Raw genomic sequence first — 17,432 nt, 5'->3', positions numbered from 1 at the left:
TGGAGGCACCCCCATGTACAAGCTCGCTCCGTTAAGTGCCGCTATCGTCCTGGCCCTCGCAGGTCAGGCCATGGCTGCTGACAGCACCTCGTCCCAGACCCAGGATGGCAAGGAAAACATCGCTGAAGTCAGCCAGTCCCTGGCGCCATTCGCTTCGGCTACCCAGACCCAGACCGGCAAGGGCAACAACCACCTGGCGGTGCAATCGGATAGCACCAGCGATATCCAGCAGAGCGCCAACGGCCAATACAACGCCGGCTACGCCGACCAGCTGTTCGAGAACGGCAGCCAGGTCACCCAGCACGCAAGCGGCAGCTACAACGATGCCTTCGCCAGCCAGTCACTGGGCTTGGGCAACCAGTCGCTGCAAACCCAGCAAGGCGCGCAAAACGCCTCGACCGTATGGCAGGAAAGCCAGGAAGGCAGCAAGGCCACCACCTGGCAATCCGGCCAGCGCAACGAAGCTTTCATCGAGCAGATCTTTGGTGGCAGCAACAACCGCAGCAGCATCAACCAGACCGGCCAGGAAAACTACGCCGCCGCCGAGCACCTGAGCCACGTCGATGGTGATATCCAGGTCTACCAGGACGGCACGGGCAACTGGGCGTATGGCGACCAGCGCGACGGCACCGGCGGCACCATCGGCATTGGCCAGTACGGTGGCGGCAACTCGGTGGAAGTGTGGCAGGACAACCAGACCGCCAGCCAGGCATCAGTGACCCAGTCCGGCCAGATGAACGAAGGCTATATCGACCAGAGCTTCGGCATGAACAACAAGGTCAGCCTGTCGCAACAGGGCACGGCCAACGCCAGCTGGTCGGACCAGTTCGAGACCAGCAACTCGACCACCACCATCACCCAGACTGGTAGCAACAACGTGCATTTCACCTACCAGAACGGTGAAAACCTCAACCTGACCATCAACACCAAGGGCACTGGCAACAGCGTCACCGCCAGCAACTGGAAAGGCGCCAAGATGGGCGGCCAGTTCGGTACCAACCAGACTGCCACCATCAACCAGAATGGCAATGGCAACGGCGTCAACCTGACCCAGAACGGTGATAACCAGCTGGCCACGCTGACCCAGAAAGGCACCGGCAACCAAATGGAGACCAAGCAGGCCGACATGAACAACGAGCTGTACTTCGAACAGAACGGCACCGACAACATCCTGATCGCCGACCAGCGTGGCACCGACAACTATGCCTACGGCAACAGCCAGGGCAACGGCAACGTCATCAACCTGGATCAGTCCGGCTACAGCAACCAGAGCTACACCAACCAGCTGTACGGTAGCGGCAACGAAGCCAACATCAAGCAGGTTGACAGCTACAACATTGCCTACGTGACCCAGGGAGGCCAGGGCAACAAGGCGTATGTCGACCAGAGCGGTGTGACCCAGACCGCGACCATCAGCCAGCTGGGCAGCGCGAACGTGGCCACTGTGACCCAGCAGTAGATCGCTCCCCCCTTGAACCGCGGTGCTCCTCTCCCTGGTGCCGCGGTTCCTTTTTTTTCCTGTCAGAACTTCTTTTCTTGCCGACCTGTTCGCGGGCATGCCCGCTCCCACAGGTGCTCCACCGCCGTCAAAGCCTGCGCCAACCCTGTGGGAGCGGGCATGCCCGCGAATAGGTCAAGCCTGCCAAGCGCATTACAATGGTCCACACCCCAACCGATGCCTGACCCATGATCCAGTCCGACCTCGACCTGTTCGGCACCCAGCCGCAACGCCTGGCCAGCCACACCGTGCTGCTGCCCGGCTTCGCCCTGGCCGAGATCGAGGCCCTGCTCGATGCCCTGCGCCCGGTGCTGCGTGCCGCGCCGTTCCGGCACATGCACACCCCGGGCGGCCTGCGCATGGCGGTAGGGCTGACCAACTGCGGCACGTTGGGTTGGGTCAGTGACGAACACGGCTACCGCTACACCCCCTGCGACCCGCTCAGCGGCAAACCTTGGCCCGCCCTGCCCCCCGTGTTGCTCGAACTGGCCGCCCGCGCTGCGACCATGGCCGGGTTCGACGGTTTCGTGCCGGATGCCTGCCTGGTCAACCATTACCTGCCGGGCACCCGCCTGAGCCTGCACCAGGACCGCGACGAGCGGGACTTCGGCCAGCCGATCGTGTCGGTGTCGCTGGGCTTGCCGGCGGTGTTCCTGTTCGGTGGCCTGCAGCGCACCGACAAGACCCAGCGCATCCCGCTGAGCCACGGCGATGTGCTGGTCTGGGGTGGCGAGGACCGCCTGCGCTTTCACGGCGTGCTCCCGATCAAGCCTGGCGTGCATCCGCGCCTCGGTGAACGGCGGATCAACCTGACCTTGCGCAAGGCCGGTGGCTGAAGCGGCCAACGGCCCGTAACCGGCGCAAACAGGATGAACGCGCATGAAACAGGTTGAACATCTTGGCCTGGCAAGCTTCAAACGATATGCCATGCCCTGTTCAGCCTGGAGCCCGCCATGCCCTACCAGCCCTGTTACCCGCCCTCTCAAAGCGGAGCCGCGCGCCTATGAAAATGCCCTGCCGCGCGCCCAATGCCTCACTACAGCTCGATTATGTACGCGACACCCTGTTCGGCCCGGTGGCGCAAAGCGTGGAGTGCCAGTGCCAACTCGCCGCCCTCGACCTGCAAGGCCGCCCCGGCCTGCGCCTGCACATTTGCCCGCCCCTGCCCGACAAGGTCGACCGCGCCCACAGCGTGGCCTTCGTCTGGGACGGGCGCAGTTACCACGGAGTGGTCCGCGACCAGGGCAAGTGCGGTGATGGCGGCCTGAACCTACTGCTGGAACTGCTGTAAGACGATCAACGGCGATCAACCCGGCTGAACCCACCGGGCGCGTCACGTCTCCATAGCAAAAGGGCCCATGCCTGCCGGAGAACGCGGAGAACGTCAATGAACAGTCCGTTGCTCAAGCTCTTCACTCACCCCGCCGACGCCTGGCTGGAAATCCGCCGGGCCGAGGAAGACCACCCGCAGCAATATCTGCCGCGCCTGTTGGCCCTGGCACTAATCCCCGCTGTGTGCCTGTTCGTCGGCACGACCACCTTCGGCTGGAGCCTGGCGGCCGAGGAACGGGTGCGCCTGAGCATGACCAGCGCCGCCCAACTGGCGGGCTTGCTCTACGCCACAACGGTCGTCGGGGTAATGTTGATGGGCACGATGATCCGCTGGATGTCGCGCGGTTTCGATGCACAGCCCAGCCTCAACCAGTGCATCGGCTTTGCCGCCTACTGCGCCACACCATGGTTCTTTGCCGGGGTGGTCGGCCTGCTACCGATCCGCTGGCTGGCGCTGGCGGCACTGCTGGCTGCCTCGGCGTATGCCAGCGTGTTGCTGTATGGCGGATTGCAGACCTTCCTGCGGCTGAAGAAGGAACAGGCCATGCTGTTCGCGACCTGCGTGTGGGGGGTGGGGTTGCTGCTGCTGGTCACCATCCTGGTGGCGATGATCCTGTTCTGGTTCAACGGCCTGATGCCGGAATATGTGCGCCCGGCCAGCGTGGGCTGACCGGGGCGCGGCAGGCGCCTCAGGCAATCGCCTTGAGTGTCGCCGGGTGGCTGTTTCGTAGCGCGTGCAGCTGCCCCACCAGGTTGACCAGGTCACGGCAACTGTTGAGGCTTTGCAGGGGGACCCCGCTCAGGGTCACGCCCTCGTCGAGGCTCTGGCCCTGACCCAGGCGTATGGTCAGGTTGGCGCCATCCGTGCAGCTGACTTCGCAACGGTCGGGCAGGCAGGCTTGCTCGATCATCTGCCGCATTTCTAGCATCGAAACTCCTATCAACGACATGGTACGACCCTCTCTTTGGGATGGCCTGTTGTGTGAGTACGCCTTTGTCGGGCGAGGTGCCAATTGATATTGCGCATGCCGGGGCAGGCGCTCATGCGCCTGGGCAATGATCATGCAGGGAATCCTCTAGCACCTTAGTGGAAGATTGCCTGCGCGGGCTGCGCGTTCGAACGCAATGGCAAACTTAGCGACGAGCGGTCCCGGCAGGCCCCAGCGATGCCCAAAGATGCTGTGCCGCATAGGCTCGCCACGGTCGCCATGCAAGGGCTCGTTGCGCAAGTTGGGCATCCTCGCCTTCGAGCAGGCGCAACGCCTTGATCAGCGCCACATCGCCCAGCGGCAAGGCATCGGCCGCACCGGCCTGGCGCAATGCCAGGTAGTGCGCACTCCAGGGGCCGATACCCTTGAGCTGGCACAGGTTGCGCAGCAGTTCATCCGGCACCTGCCCGCGGCGCAGCAACCTGGGCTCGGCGAGCAATGCATTGGCCAGCGTGCCCAGGGTGGCGGCGCGCGCTCGCGGCATGCCCATGCCATCGAATTTCGCAGCTGCCAATACCGTCAACGCCGGGAATACGTGGCTCAGGCCAGGTGCGGGCCAGCGCAAGAACACGCCGTGGCGTTGCACCAGGCGGCCGGCCAGGGTCATGGCCCCGGCCACACTGACTTGCTGGCCCAGCACAGTGCGCATGGCCTGTTCGCAGGCGTCCCAGCCTTGTGGCACGCGCAAGCCTGGACGCTCCCGTAGCAGGCGCGCCATCAGTGGATCGCGGGACAGTTCGGCATTGATGCGCGCGGGATCGGCGTCGAGGTCGAAGACCCGCCTCAGCCTGGCGGTCAGGCCGGGTAGCGCGTGGGCCGGGACGCCTTCAAGGCGGACCCGCAGGTACTGGCGGCCCGAAGGTGTGGCGTGCAAGACGGCGTGTCGGCCGGCAATTACCAGGGTACGGCGGTAGGTGCCGTCGAGGCAGGTCTCGATGCCGGGGATGCAGCGGGCAGCGAGGAAGGCCAGGGTCGAGGGCCAGTGGTAAGGGGCACGGTAGCGCAGCCACAAGGTGTGGTGGCCGGGGGTGGGCAATGATCGGCGTACGGCGTGCAGGGGGGTGAGCTTTGGCATGGCTGCATCATGCCAGCAAAAGTAATACCTGTACCGGCCCTATCGCCGGCAAGCCATTCAATCAACCAGGATCAATGCGCCGCACCGTCCCGCGCTTCCTGCATCTGCCCGAACCGCCCGGCATGGAAGTCGTCGAACGACTCGGCAATTTCCGCTTGGCTGTTCATCACGAACGGGCCATAGCCCACGATCGGCTCATCGATCGGTTCACCGCTTAGCAGCAGCAAGCTGGCACCTTCCAGCGCTTCGACCGCGACATCCTCGCCGCCCCGGTCAAACAGCACCAGGCTGGATGGGCCGGCTTCTCGCTCGCCGTTGATCCGCACGTTGCCGCGCAACACCACCAGCGCCGCATTGCGCCCGGCGGCAACCGGCAGTTGCAAGGCTGCACCGGCATTCAGGCGCAGGTCCCAGACATCCATCGCAGTGAAGGTCCGCGCCGGCCCCGAATGCCCACGATAGTCACCGGCAATCACCCGCAGGCTGCCGCCCTCGCCGTCCAGCGTCACCACCGGGATGTCCTTGGCCAGCAGCGTCTGGTAGCCGGCCGCTGCGCGCTTGTCCCGCGCCGGCAGGTTGACCCACAGCTGTACCATCTCCAGCGTACCGCCAGAACGGGCGAAACCTGGGGAATGGAACTCTTCGTGGATGATGCCATTGGCAGCAGTCATCCACTGCACGTCGCCAGGGCCGATCAAGCCGCCAGCGCCGGTGGAGTCACGGTGTTCCAGTTCGCCCTGGTAGACGATGGTCACGGTCTCGAAGCCGCGGTGCGGGTGCTGGCCAACGCCGCGCCGCGCACTGGTCGGGGTGAAGTCATGAGGGCCGGCATAGTCCAGCAGCAGGAACGGGCTGATCTTGCTGGCCAGGTTGTCGTAGGTGAACAGGCTGCGCACCGGGAAACCATCACCTACCCAGTGGGCGTGGGGGCTGCGGTGAATACCCAGAATCGTTTTCATGAGAAGGCTCCTCTCTTGGTTGAGATAACCTTACCAGTGAGACCAATCAGGCAATAGCCGGCTAAAATGGCATGCATCGTCTCATTAAAAGGACAATCAAAAAAAGACGGCGTGAAGTATCGGATGCCCCGCGTACTGCGACCTCAACCAATGCTCCAGCTTCAACGAAAAGGCTTGTCCCCGCCCCCTGAGTTCCCGATAGACCGGATCCGCCATGGCCTGGCCGGGGGTCAGACTATCCAGATGGCGGCGATTTTCCACCGAGGATATCAACTCGAGGAAAACTGCGTAGTCTTCGAACAGAGAAGCGCTGTAGGGGTTGGAGTCACCGAGCAATGCCAGGCGTTGCAGAGGGGTGAGGGCCAGCAATTGTTGAAGGCGCATGATCTTCGACGGCGCAGCGAGGCCGTGGACTTCGGCAATCGCCACGATACCGCCTGCAAAAAGCAGTTTTCGCGAAAATTGCAGTTTGATGTTGCGTACTCCCCACGCCTTGCCTTCGGCCCTCTTTTCCTCGAAATTCGCCATGAGGGTGCGGTAGTAGCGGATCAGGTCGTTAAGCAGGAACCTGGCAAGCCCGCTTCCATGATCATCAGGAATATAACGGCGCAGCAGGTCATTCTGCCACCAGGCAAAGGCCTCATGCCCGAAGAGGGCGCGGCCCTCGAGCAACATCAGCATTCGCCTGGTCAGCGCCGTATTGTCTTCGCATTTCCAACCTATGTGTTCGCTAACGTCTGAGTACAGCGCCAACGCCCCTCGGCCGAATTTCGCCTCGTCGCTTTCTCCCGGATGGCTGATGGGCCGGACAAGGTCGCTGACCTGGCGCAATATGTCGTCCAGACGATCCGCCGGCAAACTGGTGTCATGCACGATGAAGAAGTCGATGTCCGAAACAGGCGAAACCTCGCATCGGCCATAGGAGCCCACGCTGACCACAGCCAGAGGTGAACGCCCCGCCAGCGGTGCAAGCGTGCTGTACAGGGCCTGCCTGAGTGACTCGATTGACTTGCAGGAGTAGTCGTAGCGTTTTTGCAGATACGATGGCTGTAGCAGGGTCTTGCTGGTCATGTTCGTACGCTCGGGCAAAGCCCAAGATTACTCACGCCTTTGCGCCCGATGCTGTCTGGAAAAACTATCCCGCCGGTCCCTGCAGCAGGAAGGCCTGCACTTGTTCGGCGCACGCCTCAGGATGCTCCTGCATGAAGCAGTGCCCACCTGCAACCTGCCTGCCGCTGACCTGAGGGTTGAGCGCCACCAGGCGATTCACCGAATGCGGTACGAAGGGGTAGGTGTGCTCGCCGTACAGCACCCGCGTGGGCGTACGGATTGCCGCCAGGCTCGCCCACATGCGCTTGGGGAACGAACTGAATATTTCCACTTCGCGGCTGGGCCGGCACTTGAGTACCACCGCTTCGCCACAGTCGCCAATGGCATGCTCCACGTAGGCCCGCAGCGCCGCATCGGCCCACCCCTTGAAGATACCCCGCCCATGCAGCGAAGCCAGGGCTGCCTCGCGGTCGGGCCAGTGGCTGCGACGGCTGGCAGCCTTGCGCGCCAGGGCATGGCGCTGGTGCAAGCCGACCAGGGCTGCCATCCCCATCACACCCAGCATGCGCCGGCTGAACAGTACCGGGTCGAGCAGCACGGCACGCGTGAACAGTTGCGGTTCACTGGCCAGGATCAGGCCGGTGAGCACGCCACCGAAACTGTGCCCGACGGCAAAGCGCGGTACGTCACCATACTCGCCTCGCCCGGCTGCAAAAGCCTCCACCGCCAGCGCAGCGGTCCGGTTCCAGCCACGGAACACCCCGCCATGGTCGCTGTCACCATGGCCCTGCACATCGCTGAGCCACAGGTCGAAATGTTCGCCCAGGCGCATCAGCAATGGCTGGTAGGCCAGGCAGCAGAAGCCGTTGCCGTGCAGAAAATGCAGTAACGGCTTGCCACTGGCCGGGGTTCGCCAGCCCCGCAGGGTGAAGCCTTCGGCGCATTCGTGAGACCAGGGGATCAACTGCATCGGCTTACTGTACTCGCGGGGTCAGGAAAACGCTGATTCTACAAACAGCAGCGGGTACAGTGAAATCACCAGCAACAAGGCCATCAGGACATTGAACAGCATCAGCCAGCGCGGGTTCTGCAACAAGTTGCGCAGGGCGCTGCCGAACATCACCCACACCCCGACGCTCGGCAGGTTGACCAGGGCGAACAAGGCGGCAATGACAATGACGTTGGTCACATAGCCCTGCGCCGGCGTGTAGGTGGTGATTGCCCCGACTGCCATCACCCAGGCCTTGGGGTTGACCCACTGGAATGCCGCCGCTCCCCAGAAGCCCAGCGGTTTGCGGGCACTGGACGAAGCTGTGCCGACCGGCCCGGAGGTGGCGATCTTCCAGGCCAGGTACAGCAGGTAGGCGGCACCGGTGTAACGCAATACCGTATACAGCGCCGGCCAGGCTTTGAACACCTCGCCCAGGCCCAGGCCGACAGCCAGCACCATCACCATGAAACCGACACTGATGCCCAGGGCGTGCGGGATCGAGCGACGCACACCGAAATTCACCCCGGAGGCAAGCAGCATGGTGTTGTTGGGGCCAGGAGTGATGGAAGACACGAAGGCGAACAGCACGAAGGCGGTCAGCAGGTCGGCAGAGGCAAGCATGGCAGGCAATCCACTTTTTTTATGGGTGCTGTCACACTAACGGAGTCGCCCTCTTCTGCGACCGATACAGTTTCACTAAATTGTGTAGATACACATCGCTGTACCGCTACCATCAGATCAAGGAAGCCGTCCCATGAGCCTCACCATCCGTCCTGCCGTTCGCGCCGACGCCGAGCAGATACTTGCCTTCATCACCGAGCTGGCAGAGTACGAACGCGCCCGCCACGAGGTGATCGCGAGCGTTGCCGATATCGAGCACAGCCTTTTTGGCGAGGGCAGCACCGTGCATAGCCTGATGTGCGAGCGCGATGGCCGGGCAATCGGCTTTGCCGTGTATTTCTACAGCTACTCGACCTGGCTCGGCCGCAACGGCATCTACCTGGAAGACCTGTACATAACGCCCGAGCAGCGCGGCGACGGTGCCGGGCGGCAATTGCTGCGGCATATCGCCCGCGAGGCGGTGGCGAAGAATTGCGGACGGCTGGAATGGAGCGTACTGGACTGGAACGAGCCGGCTATCGGCTTCTATCAGAAGCTGGGGGCCGAAGCGCAGGATGAGTGGGTGCGCTACCGACTGGACGGGGACAAGCTGGCGGCGTTTGCCCGAGGCTGACCGGGCGCGCGTTCCCTCCCACAGGGTAGCCGGAGCGCCCGCAAACGATTCTGGCAATTGACGCCAGCCCCGCCCCATGGTCTCCTTATGCCTCGCGTTCAGGTGCCCCCGATGGGGGTGAAACGGGAAACCGGTGCGTCACAGGCCCTCCAGCAGGGCCGGACAAGGCCGGTGCTGCCCCCGCAACGGTAAGCGAGCGAAGCGTCTGTACCACTGTGCCTGATCCCCGGCATGGGAAGGTGACGCTTTCCAGGAGCCTGGCTCCTCCTCGCAAGCCCGGAGACCGGCCTGGCGTTCATGAACACCCCGCGGTGGGCGGGCGCTGTTGCATTCCCCTGGGCTGCCACGCTCGGGGCTGCCGCGCTTGCCCGTTGCCCACAAAAAGCAGAGGAACGCGTCATGCCCGTCACCAGCGCCAAGCAACACAGCATTACCACCCCCGTCACCCTCAGCCAGCGTGTCGTCATCGCCATCGGCGCCAGCCTGCTGGGCCTGTGCCTGGTGTACTTCGCCGGCTTTTCGCATATCGAGGCCGTGCACAACGCCGCCCACGACACCCGCCACAGCGCCGCATTCCCCTGCCACTGAGTACGCCCGATGATCACACGCATTGCCCGCACCGCGGGCTTCAGCGGGTTGCTGGCGGCCTTGCTGCTGACCTTGCTGCAGAGCTTTTGGGTCGCCCCGCTGATTCTCGAGGCAGAAACCTACGAATCCTCGGCCCCCGTCGCCGAGCACGAGCATGCCGGCGAAGTGGCAGCGCATGAACACAGCGCCGAGGCCTGGGCACCTGAAGACGGCTGGCAGCGAGTGCTGTCCACCACCGGCGGCAACCTGGTGGTCGCGGTCGGCTTCGCCCTGATTCTCACCGCCCTGTACAGCCTGCGTGAACCCAAGCGAGCCGGCACCGGCGCACTCTGGGGCCTGGCCGGCTTCGCCGTGTTTTGCCTGGCCCCGACCCTGGGCCTGCCGCCGGAACTGCCAGGTACTGCCGCAGCCGACCTGGGGCAACGCCAGGCCTGGTGGATCGGCACCGCCAGTGCCACCGCGCTGGGCCTGGCCCTGCTGGTGTTCGCTCGCCACTGGTTGCTGAAGGCGCTGGGCGCTGTGCTGCTGGTCATTCCCCATGTGATCGGTGCGCCGCAACCCGAGGTGCACGAGAGCCTGGCCCCCGCCGCCTTGGAAACCCAGTTCAAAGTGGCCTCCTGGCTGACCAACGCCGCATTCTGGCTGGCCCTGGGCCTGCTCAGCGCCTGGCTGTTCCGGCGCTCCAGCCAGGCCTGATGCCTGCCTTCTACGCCGGCTTCGGCTGTCGTCGGGGTTGCCCGGCGGATACGCTGGAAATCTTGCTGCGCCAGGCCCTGGCCACCCAGGGCCTGGCGTTGGCCGACCTGCAAGGCATCGCCAGCATCAGCCTGAAGGCCGACGAGCCCGGCTTGCAGCAACTGGCCGAACGCCTCGGCCTGCCTTTGGTGTTGTACGATACCGCGCAGTTGCAACCCTACGAACCCCGACTCAGCCACCGTTCCGCCGCTGCCCATGCCCACTGTGGCTGCTGGGGCGTGGCGGAGAGTGCGGCACTGGCCCTGGCCAGCCAGCGGGTTGGCACCGCCAGGTTGCTGCTGACGCGCAAGGTACTGGGCCCGGCTACCCTCGCCCTGGCCTGTTGAACGCTTCCCCTCTTTCCTGCAAGGACTTTCCATGACGGTCTACTTCATCGGCGCCGGCCCCGGCGACCCGGAACTGATCACGGTCAAGGGCCAACGGCTGATCCGCCAGTGCCCGGTGATCATCTATGCCGGCTCGCTGGTGCCGGCCGCCGTGCTCGAGGGCCACCAGGCCGAGACCGTGATCAACAGTGCCGAACTGCACCTGGAGCAGATCATCGCCGCCATGCGCAGTGCGCATGAGCAAGGCCAGGATGTGGCTCGGGTACACAGTGGCGACCCCAGCCTGTACGGCGCCATCGGCGAGCAGATCCGCCATCTGCAAACGCTGGGCATCGATTACCAGATCATCCCCGGGGTCACCGCTACAGCGGCCAGCGCCGCCCTGCTCGGCTGCGAACTGACCCTGCCCCAGGTAGCTCAGACCGTTATCCTCACCCGCTATGGTGACAGCTCGCCGATGCCGCCCGGCGAGCAGCTGGGCGACCTGGCGCGCCATGGCAGCACCCTGGCGATTCACCTGGGGGTCAAGCACCTGTCGCGTATCGTCGAAGAACTGCTGCCGCACTACGGCACGCACTGCCCGGTGGCGGTGGTGCATCGTGCCACCTGGCCGGACCAGGACTGGGTGCGCGGTACCCTCGGCGATATCGTGGAACGCGTCGCGGCCAAGGATTTCCGGCGCACGGCGCTGATCCTTGTGGGCCATGTGCTGGGCGACACACCGTTTGCCGAATCGGCCTTGTATCGCGCCGGGCACGCCCACCTGTATCGCCCTGGCGACTGAGCATTGCCAGGTTCGCCGCAGGCGTAGCAGACTCCGGTTTCCCGCCTGCAAACAGGAGTCATGCCCATGCTGGACCTACGCCCAAACTGCGAGTGCTGCGATACCGACCTGCCGGGTGACAGCCCCGATGCGCTGATCTGCTCCTTCGAATGCACCTTCTGCCGCACCTGCGCCGAAACCCGTTTCCAGGGCCGCTGCCCGAACTGCACCGGCCAGTTGGTGGCACGCCCGACACGGGTCGGCCAGGCACTGGCCAACAACCCCGCCTCAACCCAGCGCGTGAGCAAATCACACTCCGCCTGCGCATGACGACTACAAAAACAGGCATCGCCGCTTTGCCAGGGTGATGTCTTTCCCACTTTTTGTAGGACTTTTCAACAACAAGCACGTGGACTTTCAACACTTCTATACTCGGCATTACCAAATTTCGGGAATGGTCGTATCGTGCAGCGCTTCCGATAACCCCACTTGCAGACGTATTCCTGAGTGATCCAGGAAGCGGACCACATCCTGACAGGAGTTTTCTTCATGACTACCGTGCTGATCGTCGACGACCACCCCATCGTCCGGCTGTCCTTGCGCATGTTGCTCGAACGCGAGCGCTTCCGTGTTGTCGGCGAGGTCGGCAATGGCAGCGAGGTGGCGCAGGTGGCCCGCGACCTGCGACCGGATGTGGTAATTCTCGACATCGGCCTGCCCGGCCTGGATGGCATGGAAGTGATAAAGCGCCTGCAATGCCTGGAGCCGGCGCCCAAGATCATGGTGCTGACCGGCCAGGCCACCGACCTGTATGTGCGGCGCTGCCTGGATGCTGGCATCGGCGCTTTTGTCACCAAGGAAGAAGACCACGAGGCGTTGCTGTTTGCCCTGAAAGCGCTGGTCAAGGGCTACTCGACCTTCCCGCAGATGTCGGTCAACAGCAACTCGCTGGAAAGCGAGCCAGTGCGCCTGTCCAGCCTGTCCAACCGGGAAATGGAGGTGCTGCGGCGCCTGGCGCGCGGCGAGAACAACAAGAATATCGGCACCTGCATGAACCTCAGCGCCAAGACCATAAGCACCTACCGGGGCCGCATCATGGAAAAGCTCAAGACCGAATCACTGGTTGAAATGGTCGACCTGGCCAAGCGCAACAGCGTCTATTGAGCGCTCGATGACAATGAAGCGCCTGCTGGCAAGCGCCCTACTGGTCATCGGCCTGGCCGGTTCCGGCGCGCTGCTGGCAAACAGCGAACCTCGCCAGTTGCTGGCACGCTCGGTCAGCGCCGCGGCCCCGCTTGCGCTGTCCAGCGAAGAGCGGCATTGGCTACAGCAACGCCAGCACCTGGTACTTGGCAGTTCGCGCCCCGACTACCCACCGCTGGAGATCAATGTCAGCCAGCACGACTACGAAGGCCTCAGCGCCGATTACGCTGGCATCATCGCAGAACAGCTGGGTACCACCATCGAAGTACGACGCTACGACAGCCGCCACGAAGCCATCGCTGCGCTACGCGACGGCCGTATCGACCTGCTGGGCAGCTCCAACGCCTTCGAGGCAGCGGATGCCCAGCTCAGCCTCAGTTCAAGCTACGCCGACGATCTGCCAGTCATCGTCACACGCGAGGGGCGCAGCCTGAAGAACACCCCCGACCTCGCCGGCCTGCGCCTGGCCATGGTCGATCATTACCTGCCGGCCAGCAGCGTCCGCAGCCTGTACCCCAAGGCACAATTGAGCCTGTATCGCTCGACCCTGGCCGGGTTGGCCGCCGTCGAGCTGGGCGAGGCCGACGCCTACCTGGGCGATGCCATCAGTACCGACTTCGCGATTGGCAAGAGTTACCAGGGCACACTGAAGATCGATCACTTCTGTCAGGTTGCCCCTGGCGCGTTTGCCTTTGCCATGGCCAGTGACAACCCGCGCCTGCGACAGTTGGTCAACAAGGCGCTGGCACGTATCAGCGAAAGCGAACGCCTGAATATCCTGCGCCGCTGGAGCAGTGGCAACACCAGCCTGCTGCTGCAGCGCCACCTCACCGCCCTGACCGCCGAAGAAGAAGCCTGGATAGCTGCCAACCCCAACGTCAGCGTGCTGGTCAACACTTCGCTGGCGCCACTGACCTTCAACGACACCAAGCACCGCCCCAGCGGCATCACCCTCGAGCTGCTCAAGCAGATCTCGCTGCGCACGGGGCTGCATTTCAAGCCGGTCGAAAGCCCGTCGGCGCAGGCAATGATCGAGCGCCTGACGCGCGGGGATGCGCAGATGATCGGCGCATTGGGTTACAGCACAGACCGTTCGAAACAACTGCGCTATACCCGCCCCTACCTGGTCAGCCCGCGGGTGCTGGTCACCCGTGGCGACAATGCTTCACCGCCGCAGGCCATGGCGCTGGATGGCATGCGCATCGCCCTGGTACGCGGTTCGCCGCAACGGGCCGTGCTGCAACAACGCTACCCACAGGCCAGGATGGTCGAGGTGGACAACCCGCTCGGCCTGATGGAGGCCGTGGCCAACGGTGCCGCCGACGTCGCCCTGAGCAGCCATATCAATGCCGCCTACTACATCAGCCATGTGTTCAAGGACCGCCTGCGCATTGCCAGCGTGCTCGACGACGACCCGGCCATCGCCGCCTTCGCCGTGGCCGCGGACCAGCCACAGCTGCAGGCAATCCTCGACAAGGCGCTGCTGAGCATTCCACCCGAAGAGCTGGACCAGCTGATCAACCGCTGGCGCACCACCACCCTGGTCAGTGACAGCCCCTGGCGCGACTACCGCACGCTGGTCTTGCAAGTGCTGGTGCTGTCGGCCTTGCTGCTGGCCGGGGTGGTGTTCTGGAACAGCTACCTGCGCAAGCTGATCAACCAGCGCACCGAGGCCCAGCATGCCCTGCAAGCGCAACTGGCGCTTAGCCGCGGCCTGCTTGAACAGCTGCGCCAGGCCAAGGACGACGCCGAACAGGCCAGCCAGACCAAAAGCACCTTCCTGGCCACCATGAGCCATGAAATCCGTACCCCGATGAATGCCGTGATCGGCCTGCTGGAGTTGGCCCTGGAAGACAGCCGCGGCGGCCGCTGCGACGCCCAGACCCTGCAGACCGCCCACGATTCGGCCATTGGCCTGCTTGAGCTGATCGGCGATATTCTCGACATTTCCCGTATCGAATCCGGGCATATTACCCTGCAGCCAGTGCCCACCAACCTGGTAGAACTGGTACGCGCCACCGTGCGGGTATTCGAAGGCAATGCAAGGGCCAAAGGCCTGCACCTGCACAGCGAACTGCCCGCTGCGCCGGTGTGGGTGCTGGCTGATCCGCTGCGCCTCAAGCAGGTCTTGTCCAACCTTATCAGCAACGCCATCAAGTTCACCGACAGCGGTGAAGTCCAGGCCAGCCTGCTACTGCCCTCGCCCACCGACACTGACAGCCTGGCAGTGGAGCTGAGTGTGCGAGACACCGGCATCGGCATCAGCCCTGCCGACCAGGCCCGGTTGTTCAATACCTTCGTCCAGGCCGACGGCCCCCGGGCACGCCAGGGCGCCGGCCTGGGACTGGTCATCAGCCGCACGCTGGCCGAGTTGATGGGCGGTACCTTGAACTTGCAGAGCGTCGAAGGCCTTGGCACCAAGGTGCAGGTCAGCCTGCAGCTGCCCGCCTGCGCTGCACCGGTGCAGGCCGACCAGCACGACCCTGTGCTGGAAACAAGCAGCGGCCCTTTGAACATACTGGTGGTCGACGACTACCCCGCCAACCTGCTGCTGCTGGAGCGGCAACTGCATACCCTGGGGCATCGGGTCACGCTGGCGGAAAACGGGGAAATCGCGCTGGCACGCTGGCACGCTGGCAGGCTGCGCGCTTCGACCTGGTAATCACCGACTGCAGCATGCCGGTCATGGACGGCCACGAACTGACCCGCCGTATCCGCAGCCTCGAGGGCGAACGCGGCCTGGCGGCATGCCGCATTCTCGGCGTCACCGCCAACGCCCAGGCCGAGGAGCGTGCCCGCTGCCTGGCCAGCGGCATGGACGAATGCCTGTTCAAACCCATCGGCCTGCGTACGCTCAAGACCCACCTGCCCCACGCCCACCCCCGGCAGCAGCCGACAGCACGGCGCGCCAGCGGGTTCAACCTTGGCGAACTGCGCCACCTGACCCAGGACGACGAACAACTGACGCGGAACTTGCTGCAGCAGTTGTCACAAAGCGTCAGCGAAGACCTGGCCACCTTGCGGGCGTTGCCAGCAGAGGCCCCCGGCGAAACTTTGCGCGCCTTGGCTCACCGGATCAAAGGTGGGGCGAAGATGCTCAAGGTACGCACGCTGGTCAAGGATTGCGAAGCCATCGAGCAGGCCCACGACCAAGGCCTGCCGACGGTTGACCTTCGCCTGCAACTACAGGCCAGCCTGGAGACCCTGCTGGACGAGCTGGGCGATGTGCTCAGTGCAATTGCAGCGTCGAACTGATCTGGCTGATAGCGTTTACCACGTGCCGTGAACCCTGCTGGATTTCCATGATCACCGTACCGGCTTCGTTGGCCAGCGCCACACCATGGCCGGTACGCTTCAGGCTCGACTGCATGCTGGCCACGGCCAACAGCGACAGGTCGTGGTTCTGCCGCACCACGTCGACGATTTCCAGGGTAGCCTTGCTGGTTCGCGCCGCCAGGCTGCGCACCTCGTCGGCCACCACGGCAAAACCGCGCCCGTGCTCGCCGGCGCGCGCCGCCTCGATGGCTGCGTTCAAAGCCAACAGGTTGGTCTGGTCGGCAATGCCACGGATGGTCAGCACTATCTGCCCGATCACATCCGACTGCTTGCTCACCGCATCGATACTGCGTGCCGCGTCGTTGAGTTCATGGGAAATCTGCTCGATCACCTGTACCGCCTGCTGTACTACTTCGGTGCCCTTGCGCGCGCAGGCATCGGTCTGTACCGAACTGGCATGGGCAGCATCGGCCGCGCTTTGCTGGGTACTGACCTGGCGCGTGATGTCGCTGGCGAACTTCACTACCTTGTACAAGCGGCCCTTGCTGTCGAAGATCGGGTTGTAGGAGGCCTCCAGGTAGACCGTCTGGCCATGTTTGTCGACACGCTCGAAACGGTGCGAGTGGTACTCGCCGCGGTTGAGCGATGCCCAGAACTCGCGGTACTCGACCGATTCGCGCTCGTGCGCCAGGCAGAACAGCCCGTGATGGCGACCGACCACCTCGTCCAGGCGATAGCCCATGGTGTCGAGGAAGTTCTGGTTGGCCTTGATCACCCGGCCTTGCGGGGTGAATTCGATTACCGCCATGGAGCGGCTGATGGCCTTGAGCAGGCTTTCGCTCTCGTGCTCCTCCATCACTCGCTGGCTGATGTCGGATGCCACCTTGATAACGCTGGTGACCTGGCGCTGCTCGTCCAGTACCGGCATGTAGCTGGCTTCCAGCCAGACTTCGCGTCCGGCCTTGTCGATGCGCTCGAAGGTACCGCTGATGGCCTTGCCCTGCCCCAGTTCACGCCACAGTTGCTGGTATTCGGCGCTTTTCGCGTAGCCAGGGTCGCAGAACAGCCGATGATGCTTGCCGCGCAACTCCTCGGCGCTGTAGCCCATGGCTTGGCAGAAACGCTCATTGGCATCGAGGATCGTGCCGTCGGGGGTGAACTCGATCATTGCCATGGAGCGGCTGATCGCCGCCAGCTTGGCCTGCAAGCTGGCCAATGCCTGATGACTGCGCTGGATTTCGACCAGATCGGACTTGCGGTGGAAATCGAACATGACGCCGGGCTCCTGTATGCGCGGTGTCCTGAGCATAGATCGCCTGGCGTAGGTCGTGGCTTTTGTGGCGCCTGTGAGATCGAGCGCCGCCCGCGCGGCGCTTCGCAGCACAAGGCTGC

Annotated in this window: 17 protein-coding genes, 3 pseudogenes and 1 riboswitch; of the genes and pseudogenes, 12 read left to right on the top strand and 8 right to left on the bottom strand. The window is 63.9% G+C overall.

Annotated elements, in window-relative coordinates:
* Window positions 1-13 precede the first annotated feature (13 nt).
* The 4 genes from ACLCGK_RS16240 (at window position 14) to ACLCGK_RS16225 (ending at window position 3,500) form a co-directional block, all read left to right on the top strand.
* Window positions 14-1,459: a curlin gene (locus ACLCGK_RS16240; RefSeq protein ID WP_013972778.1), complete on the top strand. Its 1,446-nt coding sequence runs from the start codon at window positions 14-16 to the stop codon at window positions 1,457-1,459.
* A gap of 227 nt (window positions 1,460-1,686) precedes the next feature.
* Complete coding sequence (gene alkB, locus ACLCGK_RS16235) at window positions 1,687-2,334, top strand: DNA oxidative demethylase AlkB (RefSeq protein WP_410952406.1); 648 nt, start codon at window positions 1,687-1,689, stop codon at window positions 2,332-2,334.
* Between the two features lie 167 nt (window positions 2,335-2,501).
* Window positions 2,502-2,789, top strand: a complete 288-nt coding sequence (locus ACLCGK_RS16230; RefSeq protein ID WP_013972780.1) for a hypothetical protein — start codon at window positions 2,502-2,504, stop codon at window positions 2,787-2,789.
* Window positions 2,790-2,885: 96 nt separating this feature from the next.
* Window positions 2,886-3,500: a Yip1 family protein gene (locus tag ACLCGK_RS16225; protein WP_015270517.1), complete on the top strand. Its 615-nt coding sequence runs from the start codon at window positions 2,886-2,888 to the stop codon at window positions 3,498-3,500.
* 19 nt (window positions 3,501-3,519) lie between these two features.
* Here the strand turns inward: ACLCGK_RS16225 and ACLCGK_RS16220 are convergent, their stop codons facing one another.
* From ACLCGK_RS16220 to ACLCGK_RS16195, 6 genes are all read right to left on the bottom strand, one after another.
* Window positions 3,520-3,780 (bottom strand): DUF1652 domain-containing protein, encoded by a 261-nt coding sequence (locus ACLCGK_RS16220; protein WP_410952405.1) that lies wholly within the window; start codon window positions 3,778-3,780, stop codon window positions 3,520-3,522.
* Between the two features lie 184 nt (window positions 3,781-3,964).
* Window positions 3,965-4,894: a DNA-3-methyladenine glycosylase family protein gene (locus ACLCGK_RS16215; protein WP_410952404.1), complete on the bottom strand. Its 930-nt coding sequence runs from the start codon at window positions 4,892-4,894 to the stop codon at window positions 3,965-3,967.
* A 71-nt stretch (window positions 4,895-4,965) separates the two neighbouring features.
* Window positions 4,966-5,853 carry a pirin family protein gene (locus tag ACLCGK_RS16210; RefSeq protein ID WP_232880478.1) on the bottom strand — a complete coding sequence of 296 codons (888 nt, stop codon included), beginning with the start codon at window positions 5,851-5,853 and terminating at the stop codon, window positions 4,966-4,968.
* A 96-nt stretch (window positions 5,854-5,949) separates the two neighbouring features.
* A complete protein-coding gene (locus ACLCGK_RS16205) occupies window positions 5,950-6,924 on the bottom strand; it encodes a hypothetical protein (protein WP_410952403.1) in 975 nt (324 codons plus the stop codon).
* A gap of 64 nt (window positions 6,925-6,988) precedes the next feature.
* Window positions 6,989-7,873, bottom strand: a complete 885-nt coding sequence (locus tag ACLCGK_RS16200; protein WP_410952402.1) for an alpha/beta fold hydrolase — start codon at window positions 7,871-7,873, stop codon at window positions 6,989-6,991.
* A gap of 21 nt (window positions 7,874-7,894) precedes the next feature.
* Window positions 7,895-8,515, bottom strand: a complete 621-nt coding sequence (locus ACLCGK_RS16195) for a LysE family translocator (RefSeq protein ID WP_015270522.1) — start codon at window positions 8,513-8,515, stop codon at window positions 7,895-7,897.
* Window positions 8,516-8,648: 133 nt separating this feature from the next.
* Here ACLCGK_RS16195 and ACLCGK_RS16190 point away from each other — a divergent pair, with 133 nt between their 5' ends.
* The 8 genes and pseudogenes from ACLCGK_RS16190 to ACLCGK_RS16155 all read left to right on the top strand — a co-directional run bounded on the left by ACLCGK_RS16190 (window position 8,649) and on the right by ACLCGK_RS16155 (window position 16,019).
* On the top strand, window positions 8,649-9,128 hold the full coding sequence (locus tag ACLCGK_RS16190; protein WP_410952401.1) for a GNAT family N-acetyltransferase: 480 nt from the start codon (window positions 8,649-8,651) through the stop codon (window positions 9,126-9,128).
* A gap of 83 nt (window positions 9,129-9,211) precedes the next feature.
* Window positions 9,212-9,435, top strand: a riboswitch (cobalamin riboswitch).
* 92 nt (window positions 9,436-9,527) lie between these two features.
* Entirely contained in the window at window positions 9,528-9,716 is a 189-nt protein-coding gene (locus tag ACLCGK_RS16185) for a CbtB domain-containing protein (RefSeq protein WP_003258255.1), read from the top strand.
* Window positions 9,717-9,725: 9 nt separating this feature from the next.
* The gene (locus ACLCGK_RS16180; RefSeq protein WP_039613698.1) at window positions 9,726-10,412 is read left to right on the top strand and encodes a CbtA family protein; all 687 of its coding nucleotides are present in this window, start codon (window positions 9,726-9,728) and stop codon (window positions 10,410-10,412) included.
* On the top strand, window positions 10,412-10,798 hold the full coding sequence (locus tag ACLCGK_RS16175) for a cobalamin biosynthesis protein (protein WP_410952400.1): 387 nt from the start codon (window positions 10,412-10,414) through the stop codon (window positions 10,796-10,798). Before ACLCGK_RS16180 ends, ACLCGK_RS16175 begins: the two co-directional genes overlap by 1 nt.
* 31 nt (window positions 10,799-10,829) lie before the next feature.
* On the top strand, window positions 10,830-11,582 hold the full coding sequence (cobM, locus tag ACLCGK_RS16170) for a precorrin-4 C(11)-methyltransferase (RefSeq protein WP_013972791.1): 753 nt from the start codon (window positions 10,830-10,832) through the stop codon (window positions 11,580-11,582).
* A gap of 66 nt (window positions 11,583-11,648) precedes the next feature.
* The gene (locus ACLCGK_RS16165) at window positions 11,649-11,891 is read left to right on the top strand and encodes a DUF1272 domain-containing protein (RefSeq protein WP_013972792.1); all 243 of its coding nucleotides are present in this window, start codon (window positions 11,649-11,651) and stop codon (window positions 11,889-11,891) included.
* A 219-nt stretch (window positions 11,892-12,110) separates the two neighbouring features.
* Window positions 12,111-12,725, top strand: a complete 615-nt coding sequence (locus tag ACLCGK_RS16160; protein WP_015270527.1) for a response regulator transcription factor — start codon at window positions 12,111-12,113, stop codon at window positions 12,723-12,725.
* Between the two features lie 13 nt (window positions 12,726-12,738).
* Window positions 12,739-16,019, top strand: a pseudogene (locus ACLCGK_RS16155) (transporter substrate-binding domain-containing protein).
* Here ACLCGK_RS16155 and ACLCGK_RS16150 read toward each other — a convergent pair.
* Window positions 15,994-16,413: pseudogene (locus tag ACLCGK_RS16150) on the bottom strand (methyl-accepting chemotaxis protein); the annotation flags it as partial. The pseudogenes ACLCGK_RS16155 and ACLCGK_RS16150 sit on opposite strands and share 26 nt — an antisense overlap.
* Window positions 16,414-16,530: 117 nt before the next feature.
* Window positions 16,531-17,214: pseudogene (locus tag ACLCGK_RS16145) on the bottom strand (PAS domain-containing protein); the annotation flags it as partial.
* Between the last annotated feature and the right edge of the window lie 218 nt (window positions 17,215-17,432).

This window comes from Pseudomonas sp. S1(2024) (assembly GCF_046557535.1).
Note: the sequence above shows the minus strand (reverse complement) of the source record. Positions and strands in the feature narration are given on the sequence as shown.

Bases quoted from the DNA above. Each gene is read 5' to 3' on its own strand.
- ACLCGK_RS16200 (WP_410952402.1), bottom strand. From the start codon at position 7,873: ATGCAGTTGATCCCCTGGTCTCACGAATGCGCCGAAGGCTTCACCCTG.
- ACLCGK_RS16205 (WP_410952403.1), bottom strand. From the start codon at position 6,924: ATGACCAGCAAGACCCTGCTACAGCCATCGTATCTGCAAAAACGCTAC.
- ACLCGK_RS16230 (WP_013972780.1), top strand. From the start codon at position 2,502: ATGAAAATGCCCTGCCGCGCGCCCAATGCCTCACTACAGCTCGATTAT.
- ACLCGK_RS16190 (WP_410952401.1), top strand. From the start codon at position 8,649: ATGAGCCTCACCATCCGTCCTGCCGTTCGCGCCGACGCCGAGCAGATA.
- ACLCGK_RS16210 (WP_232880478.1), bottom strand. From the start codon at position 5,853: ATGAAAACGATTCTGGGTATTCACCGCAGCCCCCACGCCCACTGGGTA.
- ACLCGK_RS16180 (WP_039613698.1), top strand. From the start codon at position 9,726: ATGATCACACGCATTGCCCGCACCGCGGGCTTCAGCGGGTTGCTGGCG.
- ACLCGK_RS16240 (WP_013972778.1), top strand. From the start codon at position 14: ATGTACAAGCTCGCTCCGTTAAGTGCCGCTATCGTCCTGGCCCTCGCA.
- ACLCGK_RS16215 (WP_410952404.1), bottom strand. From the start codon at position 4,894: ATGCCAAAGCTCACCCCCCTGCACGCCGTACGCCGATCATTGCCCACC.
- ACLCGK_RS16225 (WP_015270517.1), top strand. From the start codon at position 2,886: ATGAACAGTCCGTTGCTCAAGCTCTTCACTCACCCCGCCGACGCCTGG.
- alkB (WP_410952406.1), top strand. From the start codon at position 1,687: ATGATCCAGTCCGACCTCGACCTGTTCGGCACCCAGCCGCAACGCCTG.
- cobM (WP_013972791.1), top strand. From the start codon at position 10,830: ATGACGGTCTACTTCATCGGCGCCGGCCCCGGCGACCCGGAACTGATC.
- ACLCGK_RS16195 (WP_015270522.1), bottom strand. From the start codon at position 8,515: ATGCTTGCCTCTGCCGACCTGCTGACCGCCTTCGTGCTGTTCGCCTTC.
- ACLCGK_RS16160 (WP_015270527.1), top strand. From the start codon at position 12,111: ATGACTACCGTGCTGATCGTCGACGACCACCCCATCGTCCGGCTGTCC.
- ACLCGK_RS16185 (WP_003258255.1), top strand. From the start codon at position 9,528: ATGCCCGTCACCAGCGCCAAGCAACACAGCATTACCACCCCCGTCACC.
- ACLCGK_RS16220 (WP_410952405.1), bottom strand. From the start codon at position 3,780: ATGTCGTTGATAGGAGTTTCGATGCTAGAAATGCGGCAGATGATCGAG.
- ACLCGK_RS16175 (WP_410952400.1), top strand. From the start codon at position 10,412: ATGCCTGCCTTCTACGCCGGCTTCGGCTGTCGTCGGGGTTGCCCGGCG.
- ACLCGK_RS16165 (WP_013972792.1), top strand. From the start codon at position 11,649: ATGCTGGACCTACGCCCAAACTGCGAGTGCTGCGATACCGACCTGCCG.